General features: G+C 63.7%; 17 protein-coding genes and 2 pseudogenes. 16 read left to right on the forward strand and 3 right to left on the reverse strand.

Annotated elements, in window-relative coordinates; all coding sequences use genetic code 11:
- The first annotated feature begins 332 nt into the window (after positions 1 to 332).
- On the forward strand, positions 333 to 731 hold the full coding sequence (locus tag J0H39_19310) for a helix-turn-helix transcriptional regulator (protein MBN9498908.1): 399 nt from the start codon (positions 333 to 335) through the stop codon (positions 729 to 731).
- A 75-nt stretch (positions 732 to 806) separates the two neighbouring features.
- Here J0H39_19310 and J0H39_19315 read toward each other — a convergent pair whose 3' ends face one another.
- The gene (locus J0H39_19315; protein MBN9498909.1) at positions 807 to 1625 is read right to left on the reverse strand and encodes a flagellin; all 819 of its coding nucleotides are present in this window, start codon (positions 1623 to 1625) and stop codon (positions 807 to 809) included.
- Positions 1626 to 1903: 278 nt separating this feature from the next.
- Between J0H39_19315 and J0H39_19320 the strand changes: the two genes are divergently transcribed.
- From J0H39_19320 to J0H39_19360, 9 genes are all read left to right on the forward strand, one after another.
- The gene (locus J0H39_19320) at positions 1904 to 4393 is read left to right on the forward strand and encodes a response regulator (GenBank protein MBN9498910.1); all 2490 of its coding nucleotides are present in this window, start codon (positions 1904 to 1906) and stop codon (positions 4391 to 4393) included.
- 7 nt (positions 4394 to 4400) lie between these two features.
- Entirely contained in the window at positions 4401 to 5816 is a 1416-nt protein-coding gene (locus J0H39_19325; protein ID MBN9498911.1) for a sigma-54-dependent Fis family transcriptional regulator, read from the forward strand.
- Between the two features lie 102 nt (positions 5817 to 5918).
- Positions 5919 to 7178 carry a DUF3419 family protein gene (locus J0H39_19330; protein ID MBN9498912.1) on the forward strand — a complete coding sequence of 420 codons (1260 nt, stop codon included), beginning with the start codon at positions 5919 to 5921 and terminating at the stop codon, positions 7176 to 7178.
- 20 nt (positions 7179 to 7198) lie between these two features.
- Complete coding sequence (locus tag J0H39_19335) at positions 7199 to 7810, forward strand: class I SAM-dependent methyltransferase (protein ID MBN9498913.1); 612 nt, start codon at positions 7199 to 7201, stop codon at positions 7808 to 7810.
- Positions 7811 to 7861: 51 nt separating this feature from the next.
- Positions 7862 to 8599 (forward strand): ABC transporter ATP-binding protein, encoded by a 738-nt coding sequence (locus tag J0H39_19340; protein ID MBN9498914.1) that lies wholly within the window; start codon positions 7862 to 7864, stop codon positions 8597 to 8599.
- Entirely contained in the window at positions 8596 to 9378 is a 783-nt protein-coding gene (locus J0H39_19345; GenBank protein MBN9498915.1) for an ABC transporter permease, read from the forward strand. The genes J0H39_19340 and J0H39_19345 overlap by 4 nt, the downstream gene beginning before the upstream one ends.
- Positions 9375 to 10187 carry a nucleoside phosphorylase gene (locus J0H39_19350; GenBank protein ID MBN9498916.1) on the forward strand — a complete coding sequence of 271 codons (813 nt, stop codon included), beginning with the start codon at positions 9375 to 9377 and terminating at the stop codon, positions 10185 to 10187. Before J0H39_19345 ends, J0H39_19350 begins: the two co-directional genes overlap by 4 nt.
- Entirely contained in the window at positions 10184 to 11179 is a 996-nt protein-coding gene (locus tag J0H39_19355) for an ABC transporter substrate-binding protein (GenBank protein MBN9498917.1), read from the forward strand. The genes J0H39_19350 and J0H39_19355 overlap by 4 nt, the downstream gene beginning before the upstream one ends.
- Positions 11180 to 11186: 7 nt before the next feature.
- Complete coding sequence (locus J0H39_19360; protein ID MBN9498918.1) at positions 11187 to 11939, forward strand: ABC transporter permease; 753 nt, start codon at positions 11187 to 11189, stop codon at positions 11937 to 11939.
- Here J0H39_19360 and J0H39_19365 read toward each other — a convergent pair.
- Entirely contained in the window at positions 11936 to 12862 is a 927-nt protein-coding gene (locus J0H39_19365) for a LysR family transcriptional regulator (GenBank protein MBN9498919.1), read from the reverse strand. The genes J0H39_19360 and J0H39_19365 overlap by 4 nt on opposite strands.
- A 140-nt stretch (positions 12863 to 13002) precedes the next feature.
- On the opposite strand from J0H39_19365, the gene J0H39_19370 reads away from it, so the two are divergent.
- From J0H39_19370 to J0H39_19395, 6 genes and pseudogenes are all read left to right on the forward strand, one after another.
- On the forward strand, positions 13003 to 13626 hold the full coding sequence (locus J0H39_19370; protein MBN9498920.1) for an FMN-dependent NADH-azoreductase: 624 nt from the start codon (positions 13003 to 13005) through the stop codon (positions 13624 to 13626).
- A 66-nt stretch (positions 13627 to 13692) separates the two neighbouring features.
- On the forward strand, positions 13693 to 14382 hold the full coding sequence (locus J0H39_19375; protein ID MBN9498921.1) for a substrate-binding domain-containing protein: 690 nt from the start codon (positions 13693 to 13695) through the stop codon (positions 14380 to 14382).
- Between the two features lie 533 nt (positions 14383 to 14915).
- Positions 14916 to 15459 (forward strand): annotated as a pseudogene (locus J0H39_19380) (hypothetical protein).
- Positions 15459 to 15809 (forward strand): hypothetical protein, encoded by a 351-nt coding sequence (locus J0H39_19385; GenBank protein ID MBN9498922.1) that lies wholly within the window; start codon positions 15459 to 15461, stop codon positions 15807 to 15809. The pseudogene J0H39_19380 and the gene J0H39_19385 overlap by 1 nt, the downstream one beginning before the upstream one ends.
- A gap of 194 nt (positions 15810 to 16003) precedes the next feature.
- Positions 16004 to 17110, forward strand: a complete 1107-nt coding sequence (locus J0H39_19390; GenBank protein MBN9498923.1) for a hypothetical protein — start codon at positions 16004 to 16006, stop codon at positions 17108 to 17110.
- Positions 17111 to 17245: 135 nt separating this feature from the next.
- Positions 17246 to 17383: a hypothetical protein gene (locus J0H39_19395; GenBank protein MBN9498924.1), complete on the forward strand. Its 138-nt coding sequence runs from the start codon at positions 17246 to 17248 to the stop codon at positions 17381 to 17383.
- 538 nt (positions 17384 to 17921) lie between these two features.
- Here the strand turns inward: J0H39_19395 and J0H39_19400 are convergent.
- A pseudogene (locus J0H39_19400) lies at positions 17922 to 18860 on the reverse strand (IS3 family transposase).
- Between the last annotated feature and the right edge of the window lie 52 nt (positions 18861 to 18912).

Below are 18912 nucleotides of genomic sequence, written 5' to 3' on the forward strand. Positions count from 1 at the left end.
ACGAAAGCGGACGCGAAATATCAGATGCCAAGCGGCGCGTTGGTTCTAAATCGATATAGTGGCGTATATCGGCGCGGCGAATCTCACGATCAGATTTGCAAATCCTCGCGTGGAACGCGTTATTCGCGATTTTGTGCGTACAATATTTGACGCGCCGCCCGCGTCGCGTAGAATGCCCCGCTTTCGCGTACAATCGTAGTAATCAGCGCGATCAGGAGGACGAAGTGGCGGCGAAATCGACGAAGCGGGCCGGACGACGGACGAAGGGCGGCCCCTCGGACGTGGACGTGCATGTCGGCGAACGGGTCAAGGCGCGGCGGATCGAACTGGGCATGTCGCAACAGGAACTGGGCCGGTTGATCGGCATCACGTTCCAGCAATTGCAGAAGAACGAGCGCGGCGTGAATCGTCTCTCGGCGTCGCGCCTTTACGAAACCGCCCGCGCGCTCGACGTGCCGGTCGGCCATTTCTTCGAAGGCTTGTCGTCGGAATTCGACTCGGCGACGCGCAAGGCGGTGGCTTCGGCCGTCACCCATCCGCTGCCGTCGCAGATCGACGATCCCGCGTTGAAGCGCGAGACGCTCGACATGGTCGGCGCCTATTACGGCATTCGCGACCGCAAGGTCCGTCAGCAGATCGTCGGCACGATGCGCGCGCTGGCGCGCACCGACGGCGGTTCGCCGATCCACGACCGGCCGCGCCGCGGCCGTCCGCCGAAAAATTCGCGCTGACCGCGAACACCGGCGCGGACAACCGGAAGGGGATTCCGGATGGCCGCGCCGGGCCCGCCATGCGCATCCCTGTTCCTAGCGCATCAACGAAAGCAGAATGGCCGGCTGCTGGTTGGCCATCGACAGCTGCTGGATCGCCATCTGCTGGCGGACCTGCTGCGCCTGAACCTGCGCCGCCGCTTTGCCGATATCCGCGTCGACCAGCTGACCGAGACCGGTCGTCGTCGCGTCGGAAATCGCGTTTACGAAACCCGACTGTAATTGCAGCGAACGCGTATCCGTCGCGTTCTGGCCGATCGCCGTGCCGACCGCCGTCTGGAACGTGGTCAGCGAGGTAAGGGCCGCCGTCGCCGCCGTCGCGGACGACACGCTCGACGTCGCGAAGGTCGTGAACGCGGTCGATACGCCCGATTGCGACGCCATGCTCAGCGTCGTGCCGCTGGTGTCGGCCATGAAGCTGCGCGAGGTCGACGCGTTCGACAGAAGATTGACGCCGTTGTAGTTGGCCATCGCGATGAAGGTCGAAACCTGGCTGGTCATCGCGTTGAAATCGGCGGCGTAGATCGTGCGCTGCGACGCGCCGATCGAACCGTCGGCGAGCTGGGTCAGCTTCGCCTGCATGTTGCCGACGAGGTCGGAGATATTGCTGAGCGCGGCCTGCGTGACCGAGCCCATGCCCGCGCCGCTCGCCAGCGAATTCTGAACGGCCGAGTAGGCTTGGAGATTGGCGCGGATCCCTTGCGCGACCGAGAAAGTCGACGCGTCGTCCGTCGCGTCGGCGACGCGATAGCCGGTCTGTAGCTGCTTCGAATAGATGCCGAGCGTTTCGCCCGTCGTGCGCAAGCTCGCGAGCGCGCGCGCCGCGCCCAAATTGGTGTTCACCGAAAGCGACATGGTCCCTACTCCTTCTGGAGTTCGATTTTCAGATTTGCGGTCCTGCGACGCGTTGATCCGCGCCGCATCCGCATCGCTCCTTCCGCAACCGCCGGGCCAGGCGTCGTGACGTCGCCGGAAGCTTGGATTTATTGGATTCCCGCGCGACGGCCGGAGAGGTCGCGCGGCGATCTGTGTCGCAATTCGCGACACGCCGCGGAAAATTGCGATTGTCGATTCAGTGCCGATTAAGCCCGCGACGCTAGTTCTTCGATCCAGGCCAAATCCGGATCCGTCGAATGACCTCCAGCGACCCCCAAGAACAATCGCGCCGCCCCGGCGGATTGCCGCGCATCGCGTGGGCGGTGGTCGCCGCTTTCGTCGCCGGCGTCTGGACGATCGTGCTCGCCATTCAGACTTCGACCCATAACGGCATCCGCAACCAAGCGCAGATGGAAGCGCGAACCTTGGCGCTGGCGATGGCGGAGCAATCCGCCAACTTCATCGGCCGGATCGATCAAGCGCTGCGCACGGCGAAATTCGTTTTCGAACGCGATCCCGACAACGCATCGATCGACGAACTCGTGCGCCGCAAGGCGATCCCGATCGACGATATCGTCCAATTCGCCTTCGCCGACGCGAACGGAACGATCCTCCAATCCAATCTTCCCCTCGCGCCGACGCCCGTCAGCGTCGCGGATCGCGAGCATTTCATGGTGCACGCCGAGAGTGACGCCGGGCTGTTCATCAGCAAGCCGGTCTTCGGCCGCGTGTCGCAACGCTGGTCCGTCCAACTCACGCGGCGTGTCGATGGCCCGAACGGCGAATTCGCGGGCGTGCTGGTCGCGTCGGTCGACGCCTACAATTTCGGCGGTCTGGCGAAAGTGCTCGGCGACAAATCCGCCGCCGTCAGCGCGATTTTCGGATTCGACGGCCGGCTTCGCTCGCGTACCGCCGTCACCGCGCAGATGCTCGAACGCGACTTGTCGGCGCATCCGCTTCTGCGCCTCGCGCGGATCGAGTCGACGGGCGTCTGGACGGGGCCGAGCGCGTCCGACGGCATTCGCCGTATCCACGGCTATCGCTCGGTACCGGGCGTGCCCTTGTTCGTCAGCGTCGGTTTCGTCGAGAACGACGTCTACGCCGATCAGCGGGCCCGCGCCCTCACGGATTTCGGCGCCGCGACTCTGTTGACCTTGCTGATCCTGGTTTTCGCCGCCGCGTTGAACCGCCAAATGCGCCGCACGGATACGGCGCGCGCCCAAGCGCAAGCGGCCAGCGACGCGAAGTCGCGCTTCCTGGCGATGATGAGCCATGAAATCCGAACGCCGCTCAACGGCATCGTCGGCGTCGCGGGGTTGCTCTCCGATATGGACTTGCCGCGCGCGCAACGCAAATTCGTCGACGTATTGCGCGATACGTCGCAGTTGCTGACCCATATCCTGAACGACGTGCTCGATTTCTCGAAGCTCGAAGCGGGCAAGATGGATATCGAAGCCATCGAATTCGATTTCGGCCATCTCGTCTCGCGCACGTTCGAGCTGATGCGCGCGCGCGCCGAAGCGAAGGGTCTGCGCTATCGCTTGGACGCCGAAATTCGAGACGGCACGGTGTTGATCGGCGATCCCGCGCGCTTGCGCCAGATCACGCTGAACTTCCTGTCCAACGCGATCAAGTTCACCGCGTCGGGCGGCGTCACGTTGCGCGCGCGCGTATCGCGCACCGTCGAGGGCCGGGGCCGGATCGAACTCGCTGTGCTGGATAGCGGCATCGGCATTCCCGCGCATCTTCAGGCCGAGCTCTTCCGCGATTTTTCGCAGCTCGACAAATCCACGTCGCGCCGTTTCGGCGGCACGGGGCTGGGATTGTCGATCTGCAAGATTCTGGCGGGACGCATGGGCGGGGATATCGCGGTCACCAGCGTGCCGGGCGAGGGCTCGACCTTCGCCTTCGCCGTGGACCTGCCGTTGGCGGCACGCCTGTCGGCGCCGGCCGCGACGGTAACGGCCGCGATCGATCCCGCGCACCGGCTGCGCATCCTGTTGGCGGAGGACAATCTCTCCAACCAGCTGATCGCGACTTCGTATCTCGAAAAGATGGGCCATCGCGTCGATGTGGCGAATAATGGCCGCGAAGCGGTCGAAGCGGCCGCGGCGCTGCCCTACGACCTAATCCTGATGGACGTGCAGATGCCCGAGATGGACGGGCTGGAAGCCGCGCGGCATATCCGCGCTTTGGCCGGTCCGGCCCGCGTCACGCCGATCGTGGCGCTGACCGCCAACGCCTTCGCCCAGGACGAGCGCATGTGCCGCGAGGCGGGAATGGACGGCTTCGTGGCGAAGCCCTTCGAGGCGCCGGCGCTCGCCGCGGCGCTGGTCCAGCACGCGCGCGCCGCTTCCGCGAACGCGGCGGAACGGCCTCCGGCGTTCAAGGACGAGCCGGTGTTCGACGCCGACACGCTCGACCGGATCGAAGCGCAGATCGGCGCCGACGCGACCCGCAAGGTCGCGGCGTTGTTCGGCCAGGATGTGCAAGGCCGTCTCGATCGCCTCGCCGCGATGGGTGTGGATGAAGCCGCCCAGGCGGCACGCGAGGCGCATGCGATCAAGGGCTCCGCGTTGTCGGTCGGCGCGCTCAAGCTCGGCCGTCTCGCCGCGGCATTCGAGATGGAAGCGCCGACGCTAACCGCCGCCGACTTCGCCGCGCGTATCGGCGATCTCGGCGCCGCATTCGCCGAGGCGGAAACGCGCGTCGCGGCGCGCGAAACCGTCGCGTCGATCGCGGAATAGGAGCCGCATCATGTGCGCCAAGCGTCATGTGTTGATCGTCGAAGACACGCTGCCGATGGCGGTGCTTTACGAGGAATATCTGCGCGACGAATCCTACGACGCGGCGATCGCGGGCTCGCTCGCCCAGGCGCGCCTAAAAATCGAATCGCGCGTCCCCGACGCGATCGTGATCGATGTCGGCCTGCCCGACGGCAGCGGCATCGAACTTCTGCGGGATATCCGCGCCAAAGGCTTGCCGACCGAAGCGATCGTCGTCACCGTTTCCGGCTCGATGAAGCTCGCCATCGAAGCGATGCGCGAAGGCGCCTATGATTTTCTGGTCAAGCCGTTCGATCGCGATCGACTGACCGTCACTTTGCGCAACGCGCTGGAGCGGCGCAAACTCGCCGACGCTGTCGTCGAACTGCGCGAGGAGTTCGGCCGCGACCGGTACTACGGCTTCGTCGGCGCGTCGCTGCCCATGCAGGGCGTCTACCGGATCATCGACTCGGCCGCGCAAAGCAAGGCGACCGTCTTCGTCACCGGCGAAAGCGGTACGGGCAAGGAAGTCTGCGCCGAGGCGATCCACAAGCGCAGCCCGCGTGCCAAAGCGCCGTTCGTCGCGCTGAATTGCGCCGCGATCCCGAAGGATCTGCTGGAAAGCGAGATCTTCGGCCATGTGCGGGGCGCCTTCACCGGCGCCACGGCCGATCGCGCGGGGGCGGCGTTGCAGGCGCATCGCGGCACGCTGTTCCTCGACGAAATCGGCGAGATGGATTTGAACCTGCAGGGCAAGCTGTTGCGTTTCCTGCAAACGGGCCTCGTGCAGCGCGTGGGCGATTCGAAGCCGCATGAGGTGGATGTGCGCATCGTTTGCGCGACCAACCGCGATCCGGCGGCGGAGGTCGCGGCCGGCCGTTTCCGCGAGGATCTGTTCTATCGTCTGCATGTCATTCCGATCGGGCTGCCGCCGTTGCGCGAACGCGAAGGCGACGTGTTGCTGATCGCGCGCGAGTTGCTGAAACGCTACGCGCGCGAGGAGCGCAAGCGCTTCGCGGGCTTCACGGCCGAGGCGGAAGCGTTGCTCGCCGCTTACGCGTGGCCCGGCAATGTGCGCGAGTTGCAGAATGTCGTGCGCAGCACCATCGTGCTGCATGACGGCGATACGATCGATGCGGTCATGCTGCCGGAAAAGTTGCGCAATCGTGCGCCCGTCGCGGGGCCGCGCCTCGCCGTGCCCGCGAATGGAAACAGTCCTTCCAACGTGACGCCCGGCGCGCCGGGTTCACCGTTGCGGCCGATGTGGCGCATCGAACGCGACGCGATCGAAGCGGCGATCGCCGCCTGTGCGGGCAATGTGCGCCGTGCGGCGGCGTTCCTCGAGATCGACGCATCGACCATCTATCGCAAAAAGCAGCTTTGGGAAGGGCGCGAGCGCGCCTGATACGCAACCGAACCGTCACGAAGCGATCACGCGGGCGTCATTCGTGCGGCCTATCGAGGGAGGAAGAATTCCCGACTCGACGCGAACGAGGTTCCGCTGCCGATGCTCTCGCAAGGAATTGCCGCGCCCACCACGCTGCGCAACGTGACGAAAGCGGTCAAACGCAGCCGCACCTTGTCGCCCGAAGGCCTGCGCGAGCGGCTTTTCTCGCTGCTGTTCTCGGGCCTCGTCTACGCCCAGATCTGGGAAGATCCCGACGTCGACCTCGCCGCGCTGGCATTGAAGCCCGGCGCGCGGATCGCGACGATTTGCTCGGGCGGATGCAACGCGCTCGCCTATCTCGCCGCCGATCCCGAACGCGTGCTGGCGATCGACCTCAACGCGCATCATATCGCGCTCGCCAAGCTGAAGATCGCGGCGTTGCGCCATCTGCCCGATCACGCGACCTATTTCCGGTTCTTGGGCGCCGCTTCCGCCAAGGACAACCCCGCCCTTTACGACACGCATCTGCGCGCGGCATTGGATGAATCGGCGCGCGATTACTGGGATGCGCGCGATTGGCGCGGACGGCGGCGCATCGGCGCGTTCAAGCGCCATCTCTATCGCGAAGGCCTGCTCGGCCGCTTCATCGGCGCGGGTCATGCCTTCGCGAAGCTGCATCGGCGCGATCCGCGCCGCTTGCTGGAAGCGGATTCGATCGACGCGCAAAAGCGCATCTTCGACGCCGAGATAAGGCCGATCCTGAAAGGCAAGCTGTTCCGCAAGCTGGTCGACAATCCCGCGTCGCTTTACGGCCTGGGTATTCCGCCCGCACAGTATCGCTCGCTGCTGGAAGCGGCACCAGAAGGCGGCGCCATGGCCGACGTGCTCGAAGCGCGGCTCGAACGCTTGGCTTACGGCTTTCCGCTGTCGGAGAATTACTTCGCGTGGCAAGCCTTTGGCCGCGCCTATCCGCAGGCGGCGGCGACGGCGTTGCCCGCGCATTTGAAGGCGGCGAATTACGAGACGTTCCGCGCGCGCGCCGACCGCATCGAATTGCGCCAAGCGAATATGATCGACGTGTTCGAGGCGGCCGCCCCCGGCAGCTTCGACGCCTTCGTGCTACTCGACGCGCAGGATTGGATGGATGATCCGACGCTGAACCGGTTGTGGCGCGCGATCGCGCATGCGGCCCGTCCGGGTGCGCGCGTCATTTTCCGCACGGCGGCGGAACCGTCGCTGCTGCCCGGCCGCTTGGCGCCGGAACTTCTGGGGCGATGGAACTACGCCGAGGCCGAAAGCCGCGAAGGCACGTTGCGCGACCGTTCGGCGATCTATGGCGGGTTCCACCTCTATCGTCTGCGCGACGGAGCGGCCGCGTGAACACCGTCCATGCCAGCTTGATGGACGGCGTCTATCGCTGGCAGACGCCGATCTACGACCTCACGCGCAAATACTATCTGCTTGGCCGCGACAGCTTGATCGCCGATCTCGACCCGCCTTCCGATGGCGGCGTCTTGGAAGTCGGTTGCGGCACGGGGCGCAATCTCGCCGTCGTTGCGCGCCGATACAAAGACGCGCGGCTTTACGGCTTCGATATCAGCCGGGTGATGCTCGATACGGCCGAAGCGAAACTCGAGCGGCGCGCGGCGTTGGCGCAGGCCGACGCGGCAACGTTCGATCCGCAAGCCGTGTTCGGCCGCAAAGGCTTCGAGCGCGTCTTCTGCGCCTATACGCTGTCGATGATCCCCGATTGGCGCGCGGCCCTTTCGCGCGGGTTCGACGCCGTGGCGCCGGGCGGGCGGATCGCCGTCGTGGATTTCGGCACGATGCGGCGCTGGCCGGGCCCCGCGAGAGCGGCGCTACGCGCTTGGCTGGCGGCGTTCCATGTCGCGCCGCGCGACGATCTGCTGGAAATCTTCGCGTCCCTCGCAGCGGAACGGGGGTTCCACGCCCGCACGCGGGACATTCTCGGCGGCTACGCGATTTACGCGACGGCGCAAGCGCCGGTTTGACGGGCGCCCCACTTCCCCTATAACTGGCCGTTCATTTGCTTGGACGGCGGTATGATTACAATTGAAGCCGTGTCGAAAAGGTTCGTCGGGCCCAAGGGCGAGCCGGTCGACGCGCTGACCCCGGTGGATTTGACGATTCCCGCCGGGCAGTTCCTGTCGATCGTCGGCCCGTCGGGTTGCGGCAAATCCACCTTGCTGCGGATCATCGCAGGCCTCGAAACGCCCAGCGACGGCAAGTTGACCATCGCCGCGACGGGCGTGGCGCGGCCGATCGGCTTCGTGTTTCAGGAGCCGGTCCTCCTGCCCTGGCTCTCGACCCTCGCGAATATCCGTTTTCCGCTCGATACCGGCGGCGTGGCGCGCGACCAGGCCGACGCGACCGCCCATCGCCTGATCAAGATGGTCGGCCTGCAAGGTTTCGAAGACGCGCTGCCGCACCAGCTTTCGGGCGGCATGCGCCAGCGCGCCGCGATCGCGCGTGCGCTGTCCTACGATCCGCCGATCCTGCTGATGGACGAGCCGTTCGGCGCGCTCGATCTGCTGACGCGCGACCGGATGAACGACGAATTGCTCCAGATCTGGCGCGCGACGAAAAAGACGATTGTCTTCGTCACCCATTCGGTCGAGGAAGCGGCGTATCTGTCGGATCGCGTGGTGGTGATGAGCGCGCGTCCCGGTCGGGTGCGCGCGATCCACGATGTCGATCTGCCGCATCCGCGCGGCGAGGCGACGAAGCTCGATCCGCGCTTCCATCAATTCATGGCGACGTTCCGGCGGGAACTCAAATGAGCGAAACCGCCGCCGTTCCATCGGCCCCGCGCCGCGTGCCGCCGATCGTCGATCACCTCGCCGGGATCATCGCGATCGTCATCGCGTGGCAGGTCTATGTCACGGCGACGGACGCGCCGGCCTATATGTTGCCCGCCCCCGGCGCCGTGGGCGGGGCGCTGGCCGATCTCGCGATCTCGGGCGCCTTGTGGCGCGATCTGGGTTTCACCTTCGGCAATGTCGTGTTCGGTTTGGTATTGGGCGCGTTGGCGGGATTTTCGCTCGGCTTCGTGCTGGCGAAATCGCCCACGCTGGAACGCTGGCTCGACGGGCCGATCCTGCTGCTGCAAACCGCCCCCAAGATCGCGCTCGCCCCGTTGTTCGTCATCTGGTTCGGCTTCGGCACGACGTCGAAGATCGTGCTGATCGTCTCGCTGGTGCTGTTTCCCGTGCTGGTCGCGACGATCGTGGGCTTGCGCGGCGTGCCGCAGAACGCGCTGGAACTCGCGCGCATCTTGAAGCTGACGACCTGGCAGCGTTTGATGCGCGTTGAATTGCCGATGGCGCTGCCGGAGATTTTCATCGGCCTGCGCATCGGCGCCGTCCAAGCCGTGGTCGGCGCGATCCTGGGCGAGTGGATGTCTGGCAAGCTCGGTCTCGGCCATTTGATGACATTTGCATCTGCCACCTACAAAACGCCGCTGCTGTTCGCGGCGGTGCTGCTGACCGTGGCGCTGGGCATCGCGGTGCATGTGTCGCTCGAAGCCGCCGAACGGCGCCTGTTGCGGTGGAAGCAATGAACGACAAGACGAACCAGCGCCGCGCCGCGTTTCCGTGGAAGGACGGCAAGCCGCCGCATTTGCCTTGCGCGCCGGGCGATGTCGGTCCCATCGTTCTGCTGCCGGGCGATCCCGCGCGTGTCGGTCTCGCCGCCAAGCTGCTGCCGAATGCCCGCGATCTGGGGCAACGGCGCGAGTATCGGATGGCGAGCGCGACCGTCGAGGGCATCGGCGTCACGCTTTGCTCGACCGGGATCGGCGGCCCGTCGACCGAGATCGCATTGGTCGAACTTGCCAATCTCGGCGCCAAGATCGCGATCCGCATCGGCGGCATGGGCGCCATCGCGCCCGGCTTGCCGTTGGGCGGCATGTTGATCGTCAACGACGCGATCGGCGATACCGGGGCCGCGCGCGTTTATGGCGCGAAAGGCCCCGTGAACGCATCGCCGCAGATCGTCGCCGCCCTTGCCAACGCCGCGCAAAACGACGGCACGGCGCATCGTGTGGGCCGCGTCGCGACGACCGATTCCTATTATCGCGGCCAAGGGCGTCCGCTGTTCGGCGACGCCGCCGGCCCGTCGCCCGACGACGATCCGATCGCGAAGTTTGCGGCCCAAGGTGCGGTGGGCTGCGATATGGAAACCGAAACGATTTTGACGGTCGGTGCGGCGCTGGGGCTTCAGGCCGGCGCCATCCTTGCCGTGCATGGCGATCGCACCACCGATCGCTGGCTCGAAGATTACGAACCCGCCCAAGAAGCCGTCGTGCGCATCGCGCTGCGTGCGGCCCTCGATCTTATGTCGTCCACCTCGAAGGGAGTCTCCCCATGATAAATCGCCGCCAAATCCTCGCCGCCGCCGCCGCGTCGGCTTTCGTGCCGGGTCTCGCCCGCGCGCAAGCCAAAACGGCCGTCACCTTGCAGATCGACGGGGCCGCCGTGCCGTTCTACGCGCCGATCTATGCCGGCATCGAGAAGGGCTTCTTCGCCAAGCGCAATCTGGAGCTCAACGTCATCTACGCGTCGGGTTCCGACATCATGCGCAACGTCGCCGCCGGCAATGTCGATTTCGGCTTCCCGAACGGCGATTCGGTGATCGCGGCCAAGGCGAACGGCCTGCCGGTGAAGGTGATCCACACCACCTATCAGCGCGGGATCGGCGCGTTGCTGACCAAGGCCGATGGGAAGATCAAGACCTATGCCGATTTGAAGGGCAAGACCGTCGCCGTCACGGCGCTGGGCAGCCCCAACTACCTTCAGCTCCAAGCGGGTCTGAAGAAGGCGGGACTGCGCATCGAAGACGTGAAGGTCGAAGTCGTCGCCACCGGCGCTATCGTGCAGTCGTTGCAGGCGGGTCAGGTCGACGCGATCGTGTTCTCGGAACTGCGCAAGTACAATCTCGAAGCCGATAAATTCCCGACGCATCTGATCCTGTCGAACGACTTCCTGCCGTCCTTCGGCAATGTGGTCGTGACGTCGGATCGCTTGCTCGCGTCGAAGGGCGCGGTCGCGCGCGCCTTCGTCGATGCGATCGACGAAAGCTTCGCCTGGGTGATCGGCGGCAATGTCGACGAAGCGCTGAAGATCGCCATCGGCAAATACGCGCCGACTTGGGCCGGCCAGGAAGCGATCCTGACGCGCGCCTTCAACGAGACCTTCATCGCGTCGGTCTGGCAATCGGCCACGACCAAGGCGAACGGTCTGGGGGCCGCCGACATCGCCGCATGGCAGGGTGCGATCGACGCGATGGCCGACGCCAAGCTGATCGACAAGGGCTTCAAGGCGGACGATCTGGTCGTGCAGCCCAAATCGATCCGCGGCTGATCGATCGATGAACGCCCCGATCCGCGCCTTGCTGTCGCTGGCCGGCTTCGTCCTGCTGTGGTGGGGCGCGGTTTGGGGCTTCTCGATTCCGGCGTTTTTGCTGCCGAGCCCGGGCGCGGTCATCGACCGCCTCGTGTTCCTGGCGATCAACGCCGAACTCTGGCGCCACACGACGACGACGCTGGGGCAAATTCTCGGCGGCTTCGTCATCGGCGCGGTGCTGGGCATCTTCACGGGTGCGGCCTTCGCGCGGCTGCCGCGCCTTGAACGTTTGTTCACGCCGATCATCTTGCTGGTACAGACGGCGCCCAAGATTGCGATCGCGCCGCTGCTGATCTTGTGGCTGGGCCTGGGGCCCGGCCCCAAGATCGTGCTGGTCGCGATCGTGACGTTCTTTCCCGCGATGACCGGTGCCTTGACCGGCTTTCGCTACATCGCCAAAGCCTATCGCGATCTGGCGCAGATCGTCGGCCTCACGGCGTGGCAACGTTTGACGCGCATCGATCTGCCCTTCGCCGTGCCGCCGATCGTCGCGGGTTTGCGCGTGGCGACCACGCAAGCCGTGACCGCCGCCGTGGTGGCGGAGATGATGGGCGCCAATCGCGGCCTTGGCTATCTGCTGACGGCGGGGCAGGAGAGCAGCGATTCCCCCGCCGTGATCGGCGTGATCGTGATTTTGTCGCTGACCGGCTGGGGCTTCTACGAACTCGTGCGTTTCGTCGAAACGCGCTTGATCCCCTGGCAAAGCGCCAAGCGCTAAGGCGCGTCGCGCTGGGCCATCAAGCAACGATCCCAATAAGGCTCGCCGCCGAAACGTTCGACCAATGCTTCGATCAGCAAGCGTAGCTTGGCCGAAGCGTTGGCGCCCGGCGGGCGCACGATATGCACCGCGAATTCGGGCGTGGGAAAATCCATCAGCAGCGGCACCAGCGCGCCCGCATGGATTTGATCGCCGGCGATGAAGGTCGGCAAAGCGGCGATGCCCAAGCCCGCCAGCGCCCATTCCAGAATCGCGGCCCCGCTGTCGCTGCGCAAACGGCCGGCGGGCCGGATCGCGATCGTCCGCTTGCCCGCGCGGAAATGCCAGTCGGGCACGGTGCTGCTGGTGTAGATCAGGCATTCGTGCTTGGCGAGATCGGCGGGAACTTTGGGCGTGCCATGTTCGGCGAGATAAGCGGGGCTCGCCACGATCGCGGCGCGCGCGGGCGCCAAGCGCCGCGCGATCAGACTCGTGTCGCGGATCGTGCCGATGCGGATCGCGGCGTCGTAGCCGTCGCCGATCAGATCGACCACGCGGTCGCTATACGCGACGTCGATCTCCAGTTTCGGATGGCGCTTGGCGAACTCGCTGAGCACCGGTGTGATATGCCGCACGCCGAACACCAGCGGGGCGGCGATGCGCAAACGCCCGGTCAAGCCGCCGCCATGCTGGGCGGCCGCTTCGTGCGCGGCGTCGAGCTCGGCAAGGATGCGCTCGCAGCGCGCCTTGAAATCGGCCCCCGTTTCGGTCGGGCTCATGCCGCGCGTTGTGCGGCTCAGCAGCCTTGCCCCCAGCTCGCGTTCGATGCGCGCGATTCGGCGGCTGACGATCGATTTGGACAGGCCCAGTTTCGCGGCGGCGCGGTTGAAGCCGCCACTCTCCAAAACCTCGACGAAACAGCGCATATCCGCGATTTCGATCATCGAATTGTTCCTTTTAGGTAAACAGAGTGCTGCTTAAAACAGGGATACTGTTCCTCTAACGGCATCACTACCTTGCTTCCGAGCCATTCGCCAGAGGGCCCCGCCAAGGGGCCTTCGAAAATCGTAGCAAGGAGCTTCCGATGACGACCGTTCTCGCCCTCACCAGCGCTTCCACCGGCCAGGCCTCGGTTTCCAGCGGCCTCGTGGCCGAAGCCGTGGCGCAATTGCGCGCCGCCGGCGCCAAGATCGTGTCGCGCGATCTGGGGGCCAATCCGCTGCCGCATCTGACCGAAGATTCGACCGCCGCGATCCGCGGCGCCGAGCCCGCCAACGACGCGCAGAAGGCGGCGCGCGCCCTGTCCGACGCCGTTGTGGCCGAAATCAAGGAAGCCGATCTGATCGTGATCGGCTCGCCGATGTACAATTTCGGCATTTCGTCGTCGCTTAAGACGTGGATCGACCACATCGCGCGCGCGGGCGTCACGTTCAGCTACTCGGAAGCGGGCCCCAAGGGCTTGCTGACCGGCAAGCGCGCCCTCGTGATCGAATCGCGCGCCGGCATGTATAGCGAAGGCCCGGCGAAGCCGATGGATTCGCAAGAGCCGTATCTGCGCACGGTGCTCGGCTTCCTCGGCATCACCGACGTGACCTTCGTGCGCGCGGAAAAGCTCGCCTTCGGGCCGGAAGCGCGCGACGCGGCGCTGGCCGCCGCGAAGTCCGCGATCGCGGCGTGGGTCGGCACGACGGCCGCGAAGGCGGCCTAAGCCCGCTTGGCGATCGGATCGCCGCGCTTTACCTTGGTCCTCGACCAAGCGTAAAGGCGGCGGCCGATGGCACAAAAGTTGATCTGTATTTCATCGATGGCGACTCGGCATATTTTGGCCGAGATCTCAGCATCGCACGCCGCCGCGTCGGGCCGGAAGATCGACGTCAATTCGATGGGCGGTGTGGATGCCGCCAAGCGCGTGGAAAGCGGCGAAGCGGTCGATATCGTCGTGCTCGCTTCCGGCGCGTTGGCGAAATTGGCGCGCGGCGGTTCCGTGCGCGCCGACAGCATCGTCGATATCGCGCGCTCGGCCTTGGCCGCCGCCGTCAAAGCTGGGCCTGCGAAACCCGATCTCTCGAGCGACGATTCAGCCAAGCGCGCGTTGCTGGGCGCACGCGCTATCGCCTATTCGACCGGCCCCAGCGGCGATCACATCGTGGCACTGTTCAAACGCTGGGAGATTTTCGCGGCGATCGAAGCGCGCTTGGTGAAGGCGCCGCCCGGCGTACCGGTGGGCAAGCTCGTCGCCGACGGTGCGGCCGAAATCGGCTTCCAGCAATTGAGCGAGCTGCAAGGCTTGCCCGGGATCGACATCGTCGGGCCGCTATCGCCGGCGTTGCAGTCGGTCACGAACTTCGCGGCGGGTGTCGCCGCCGCCGCCGCCGACAGCCAAGCGGCGGCCGGCTTCATCGCGGCGTTGCGCGCCCCCGCCGTGCGCGAGGTTTACATTCGCCACGGGATGGAACCGGCGTGAATTTCGATTTAAGCGGGGAGAGGGGAATGGCGCGCCCGGCGCGACTCGAACGCGCGACCTTCAGCTTCGGAGTCCGGACGTCGTGGGCTAACGCTTTGATTTCTAATCATCCGAAATCGCCCAAAGGACGCCGCAAGCCGTGAACAGACGCGGAAAGTCCCACAAGAAGTCCCACAAGGGAAGTCCAGCGCTCTAGCGCGCTAATCGCAAGAGCTGACCCGTTCTCGACCTTGTTTAGAAAACCCGGGCTGGGTTGGTCAGTAGCCCCGCTCGGCTTGGTGGATTTGGGATATCGGCTGCCCGGCCATATGCCGAGGTAACAAAAGCCATCGGTGGTTCCAGTGGCAGTTTCCTTTTAGAATTTCAATTTAAAGTGTATGTATTATTTTTACAATCGCGCGCATTTAAAGGAAGTGTACAGCAGAAGCCGGTCGCCTCATGCGGCACAAAAAGGCCTTGAATTATGATGCCGCAATTCACTGTCCTCACTATATTTAGGTGAGGATAGTGAATTGCGGCATCAAATACTAGACCTGACAGGCGGCCAAGCGGTTCTTTCCGGTGCGATCTCGGGGCGACAGCTCTTGAGTGCCTTAATCGCCGCAACGCCGATAGCCACCACGCCTGCGTTGGCATTCCTCGACTTCACCGGTGTTGAGGTTGCGACGTCTTCCTTTCTGCGTGAGTCTGTCATTGGGTTCCGCGACTTCGCCCGGCAGGCGTTACCGAACGTTTATCCAGTCGCTGCCAATCTGCCAGTTGCTGTTGTTGAGGAACTCGAATTTTTTTGTCCGAACCCGAAATGACGCTCTCTTGGCCTGTGACCTCGACACGAAGGGTAAGGTTCTTGTTGCTTACCTAATCGGCGAACTAGAGCCCGCTCAGCGCGCCACGTTCGATGCCATCTGTGAAGTTGGAGCTATCTCCGCCCCTGAACTCGCTACACGCTTTGCCAGCCTGAACATTGGTCCGACTGCCTGGAATAACAGACTTTCCACGCTTGCAAACAAAGGCCTGTTGATTGAACGGCGGCAAGGCAAAACTAAATCCTTCAGCCCACTTTTGGAGATTGCCTAATGGGGCTCGACTACATTCGGGCCCAGACGGGCAAGTCGTGGCGCAAGCGCTGGGACGGCGGTCTCGATCGGTTGAAGATGCCAACGCTTTTTGATCTCACGATGTCCGAGACGTCGCGCGTGGTGACGGCAAAGCTCAATCCCACCGCGCGAGTGAAGGCTGGCGACAAGCTGATCGTCCAGAGTACGGCCGAGGGCCTGATCATCAGTGATGGCTTGCGGTCGATCGGGTGTGTCGAGAATCCGACGTCAGAAATGTCGGCTACCGTCCGGGAAAGCGGCGGCTACGCTGAAGGTGAGCTTCAGCGCGTCGGGTTGTTCGGTGATACTGCGGAGATAATGGTCAAATGAATCGTCGGCCTCCTCACGAGCCATCGCGTCAGTTTCAACAGCCGCAGCGTTTATGGGACGATGCTGCGCATCACGTGATGTCGTTGGGGTGTTCGACTTGCCTTGAGCGTCACCACTGCGGTGGAGTTCACACCGATGCTGGCGTCCTCGACTGCCAAGACCTTTGCTCCTGTGCCGACAAAAGCAAGTGCGATATGGTTTGTCGGTTCAATCCGAGTAAGTACGTAGCGCGTATGCGCGAGATCAAAGGACTCGGTTTTGAAAATGCGCCGCGGACGACTGCGAACGGTATGCCTGAAGTTCCACTTGTCGTACCGTTCGTTGATCACCGTTATGGTCGCACCACGATCTTAAATGAGCCTGTGGTCGCCATTTCGTTGTATGAGCTGGTCAACATGGCGACTGGCAAGGTTCATGTCGGTTCATGCGCTGAACTGGCGGAACGCTTTCTCATTTCCGCTGATTCGCGAATTGTGGTCAGTGGCGTCGATAAGGATAAGCCAATCGAACGTTGGTGGGAATTGAAAGGGCGATTGCCGATCCTTGAGGCGTTGAGAAATCTTGACGTCACCCTAATCACCGTACCTAACTACAGTGTTCTGACTGACTTGCCCCGTACGGACAATCTCTGCGCCATGAAGCGGATCCTGCTCGCTTGGACTGAGATGTCCGCCGCAGGATTGTCGTCAGCGCTACATGTGAACGGGCGAACAGAGCATGATTATGTCCGCTGGAGCGAATTAATTTGCGAGCGACCGGAAATCGAAATTCTCGCTTTCGAGTTCGCGACTGGTTGCGGTTGGGGCGGCCGTATCGATTGGCATATATCGCAACTCTGTGCGCTAGCCGATCGTGTTGAGCGCCCATTGGCCATCATTATTCGGGGAGGCGGCCGAAAGCTCGATATCTTGCGGCGTCATTTCGCACGGGTGAGCTTGATAGAGACAGAGGCGTTTGCACGCACGATCCGTCGACGCCGAGCTTATTTGACTGAGGCAGGCCGGCTGAAATGGGGGAAATTCGAGACGCCTATCGGTGCACCGCTTGACGATCTCTTTGCGCACAATGTGAGTCTGGTACGTGCCTCATATGAGGCGCCGCGTCATAAGATCGCGGTTTCACTGTCCCTGCCTGCTAAGCCCAGGCGTACAGCGCACGCTAACGACAAGGCCGCCGAGCCAAGCTCTCTGCGTGAGCTCGACCTGGCCGGTGAGGCTCGGGGTATCACCCCACAGTCGCAGTGCATGGTCGCCGCTACGAAACCGCAATTCGGCAGAGTGATTGGCGAGGGCACGAAATAATTGGCCGACGCCGTAGCCATGGCCCGTGTTACGTGCGTAACGTGACGCACCATCTGAAATCGCGACACGCAGTGCTGCACCAGAATCGGTGAGGTGCGCAAATTCTTGGTTCTCGCGAAGGCTCGAGAGTACGCCGTGCCCGGCATCGGCGACGACGAATTCGAAGGTACCGCTACTGGCGCCGTAAGCGAGAAGTCCGCTGACGGGTTGGCCACTGTGTTCGAAAACATTGTCCTGAAGCTCACCGATGGCACCAATCAGGCCAACGACTAAAGTTCTTGGTAGATCGACAACAACGGCGGCATTCTCGGCGTGTTTGGTCCATTGGTTCCAGAGCGCGTTGTCGGCACTTATGGACGGATCATATCGACTGAGTGGGAACACGCCCGCACGATCGTGTATGCCGGCGCCGCTGATCTCGCCTTTGGAGAGGGCGCTTACGGCTTGGTTGAAAATTGGCGGTTCGATTGTAACGCTGCGGTAGGCATTAGGCATGGATATATAGGCGATGGCGAGTTCTACCAATGGCCCAATCATACCCGAGCGCTCAATCGTTAAGGTGGGCAATAGCGGCAGACGACCTGAGACTGCTTGCCAAAGTAGATCGTCAACTACCTCGAACGTTGCACCGACTCGATGTTGCTCCCCTTCGCTCAAAGTTATTCCCATCAAACAATCTGAACAACAGATAATTTATCAAAAATATTATTATATAGGCCAATTTTCAAGCCCTCTATTGCCAAGCCAAATGAGAAGAGCAATCTCGGAAGGTGACGATACTTGGGATGCCCCGGGTTTGGTGGACACGCGGTTAAGCTAATCGCATCTTAGCCTCGAACGCCATCGGACTCTCGTAGCCGATCGTCGAGTGACGGCGGTGCGGGTTGTAGAAGCTCTCCATCGCGGCGTTGTCCCAGACGTTGCCCGCCCGGCTCATCGAACGGACGATGCTCTGATCCGCCAGCAACCGCTGGAACGCTTCGCTGCCGTACTGGCTGCCGCGATCCTAGTGATGCAGCACCGACCTCGGCCGGCCCCTTCGCCAGATCGCCATCATCAGCTGCGACCCACTTCGCATTCGGCCGGTCGGCGCGGAAGTCGCGATCAAGGGCGTTGGCGGGAAGATGCGTCGTCGGCCGTATCCCCATATCGACCGGTAGACGACGCCGACGCGGGCGGGCCCGCAGCGCAAGGCTGCGCATCAGACGCTCGATACGCTGACGCCCGCAATCCAGCCCGGCAGCCAGCACGTCACGCCAGACGCGACGCGACCCGTAGGTGCGATCGCTCGCCAGGAAGCTCGACCGGATCGCCTGGGCCAACGCCCCGTTATGGACGGCACGATCGCTCGGCGGCCGCGTCAGCGAGGCGTAGAAGCCCGCCCGCGAGACACCGAGCGCCTCGCACATCCAGCGCACCGGCCATATCCCTCGGTGCTTCGCCACGAAGCCGAACTTCACGTCGACTCCTTCGCGAAGAAGGCCGCGGCTTTTTTTAGAATGTCCCGCTCGGCCTTCAGTCGGATCACCTCGCGGCGCAGCCGCGCGATCTCCTGCTGTTCGGGCTTCATCTGCCCGTGGCCCGGGAACGAATGCTGCGGATCGGCGGTCTGCTGGCGCATCCACTTGCGCAGCACGTTCTCGTGGATGTCGAGATCCCGGCACGCTTGCGCGACCCATACACCGCGCTCCTTCACCAGCCGAACGGCCTCAAGCTTGAACTCCCGCGTGAACGTCCTACTCTGTTCCATATCGCCCCACCAGGTTCAGTCTGACACCTATCTCGGTGTCTCCCAAACCCGG

This window comes from Alphaproteobacteria bacterium (genome assembly GCA_017308135.1).
GTDB lineage: Bacteria > Pseudomonadota > Alphaproteobacteria > CACIAM-22H2 > CACIAM-22H2 > Tagaea.

Excerpts from the sequence above, each read along its gene's own strand:
- J0H39_19310 (MBN9498908.1), top strand. The coding sequence starts at position 333 with ATGTCGCAACAGGAACTGGGCCGGTTGATCGGCATCACGTTCCAGCAA.
- J0H39_19315 (MBN9498909.1), bottom strand. The coding sequence starts at position 1,625 with ATGTCGCTTTCGGTGAACACCAATTTGGGCGCGGCGCGCGCGCTCGCG.
- J0H39_19320 (MBN9498910.1), top strand. The coding sequence starts at position 1,904 with ATGACCTCCAGCGACCCCCAAGAACAATCGCGCCGCCCCGGCGGATTG.
- J0H39_19330 (MBN9498912.1), top strand. The coding sequence starts at position 5,919 with ATGCTCTCGCAAGGAATTGCCGCGCCCACCACGCTGCGCAACGTGACG.
- J0H39_19335 (MBN9498913.1), top strand. The coding sequence starts at position 7,199 with ATGGACGGCGTCTATCGCTGGCAGACGCCGATCTACGACCTCACGCGC.
- J0H39_19340 (MBN9498914.1), top strand. The coding sequence starts at position 7,862 with ATGATTACAATTGAAGCCGTGTCGAAAAGGTTCGTCGGGCCCAAGGGC.
- J0H39_19345 (MBN9498915.1), top strand. The coding sequence starts at position 8,596 with ATGAGCGAAACCGCCGCCGTTCCATCGGCCCCGCGCCGCGTGCCGCCG.
- J0H39_19350 (MBN9498916.1), top strand. The coding sequence starts at position 9,375 with ATGAACGACAAGACGAACCAGCGCCGCGCCGCGTTTCCGTGGAAGGAC.
- J0H39_19355 (MBN9498917.1), top strand. The coding sequence starts at position 10,184 with ATGATAAATCGCCGCCAAATCCTCGCCGCCGCCGCCGCGTCGGCTTTC.
- J0H39_19360 (MBN9498918.1), top strand. The coding sequence starts at position 11,187 with ATGAACGCCCCGATCCGCGCCTTGCTGTCGCTGGCCGGCTTCGTCCTG.
- J0H39_19365 (MBN9498919.1), bottom strand. The coding sequence starts at position 12,862 with ATGATCGAAATCGCGGATATGCGCTGTTTCGTCGAGGTTTTGGAGAGT.
- J0H39_19370 (MBN9498920.1), top strand. The coding sequence starts at position 13,003 with ATGACGACCGTTCTCGCCCTCACCAGCGCTTCCACCGGCCAGGCCTCG.
- J0H39_19375 (MBN9498921.1), top strand. The coding sequence starts at position 13,693 with ATGGCACAAAAGTTGATCTGTATTTCATCGATGGCGACTCGGCATATT.
- J0H39_19385 (MBN9498922.1), top strand. The coding sequence starts at position 15,459 with ATGGGGCTCGACTACATTCGGGCCCAGACGGGCAAGTCGTGGCGCAAG.
- J0H39_19390 (MBN9498923.1), top strand. The coding sequence starts at position 16,004 with ATGGTTTGTCGGTTCAATCCGAGTAAGTACGTAGCGCGTATGCGCGAG.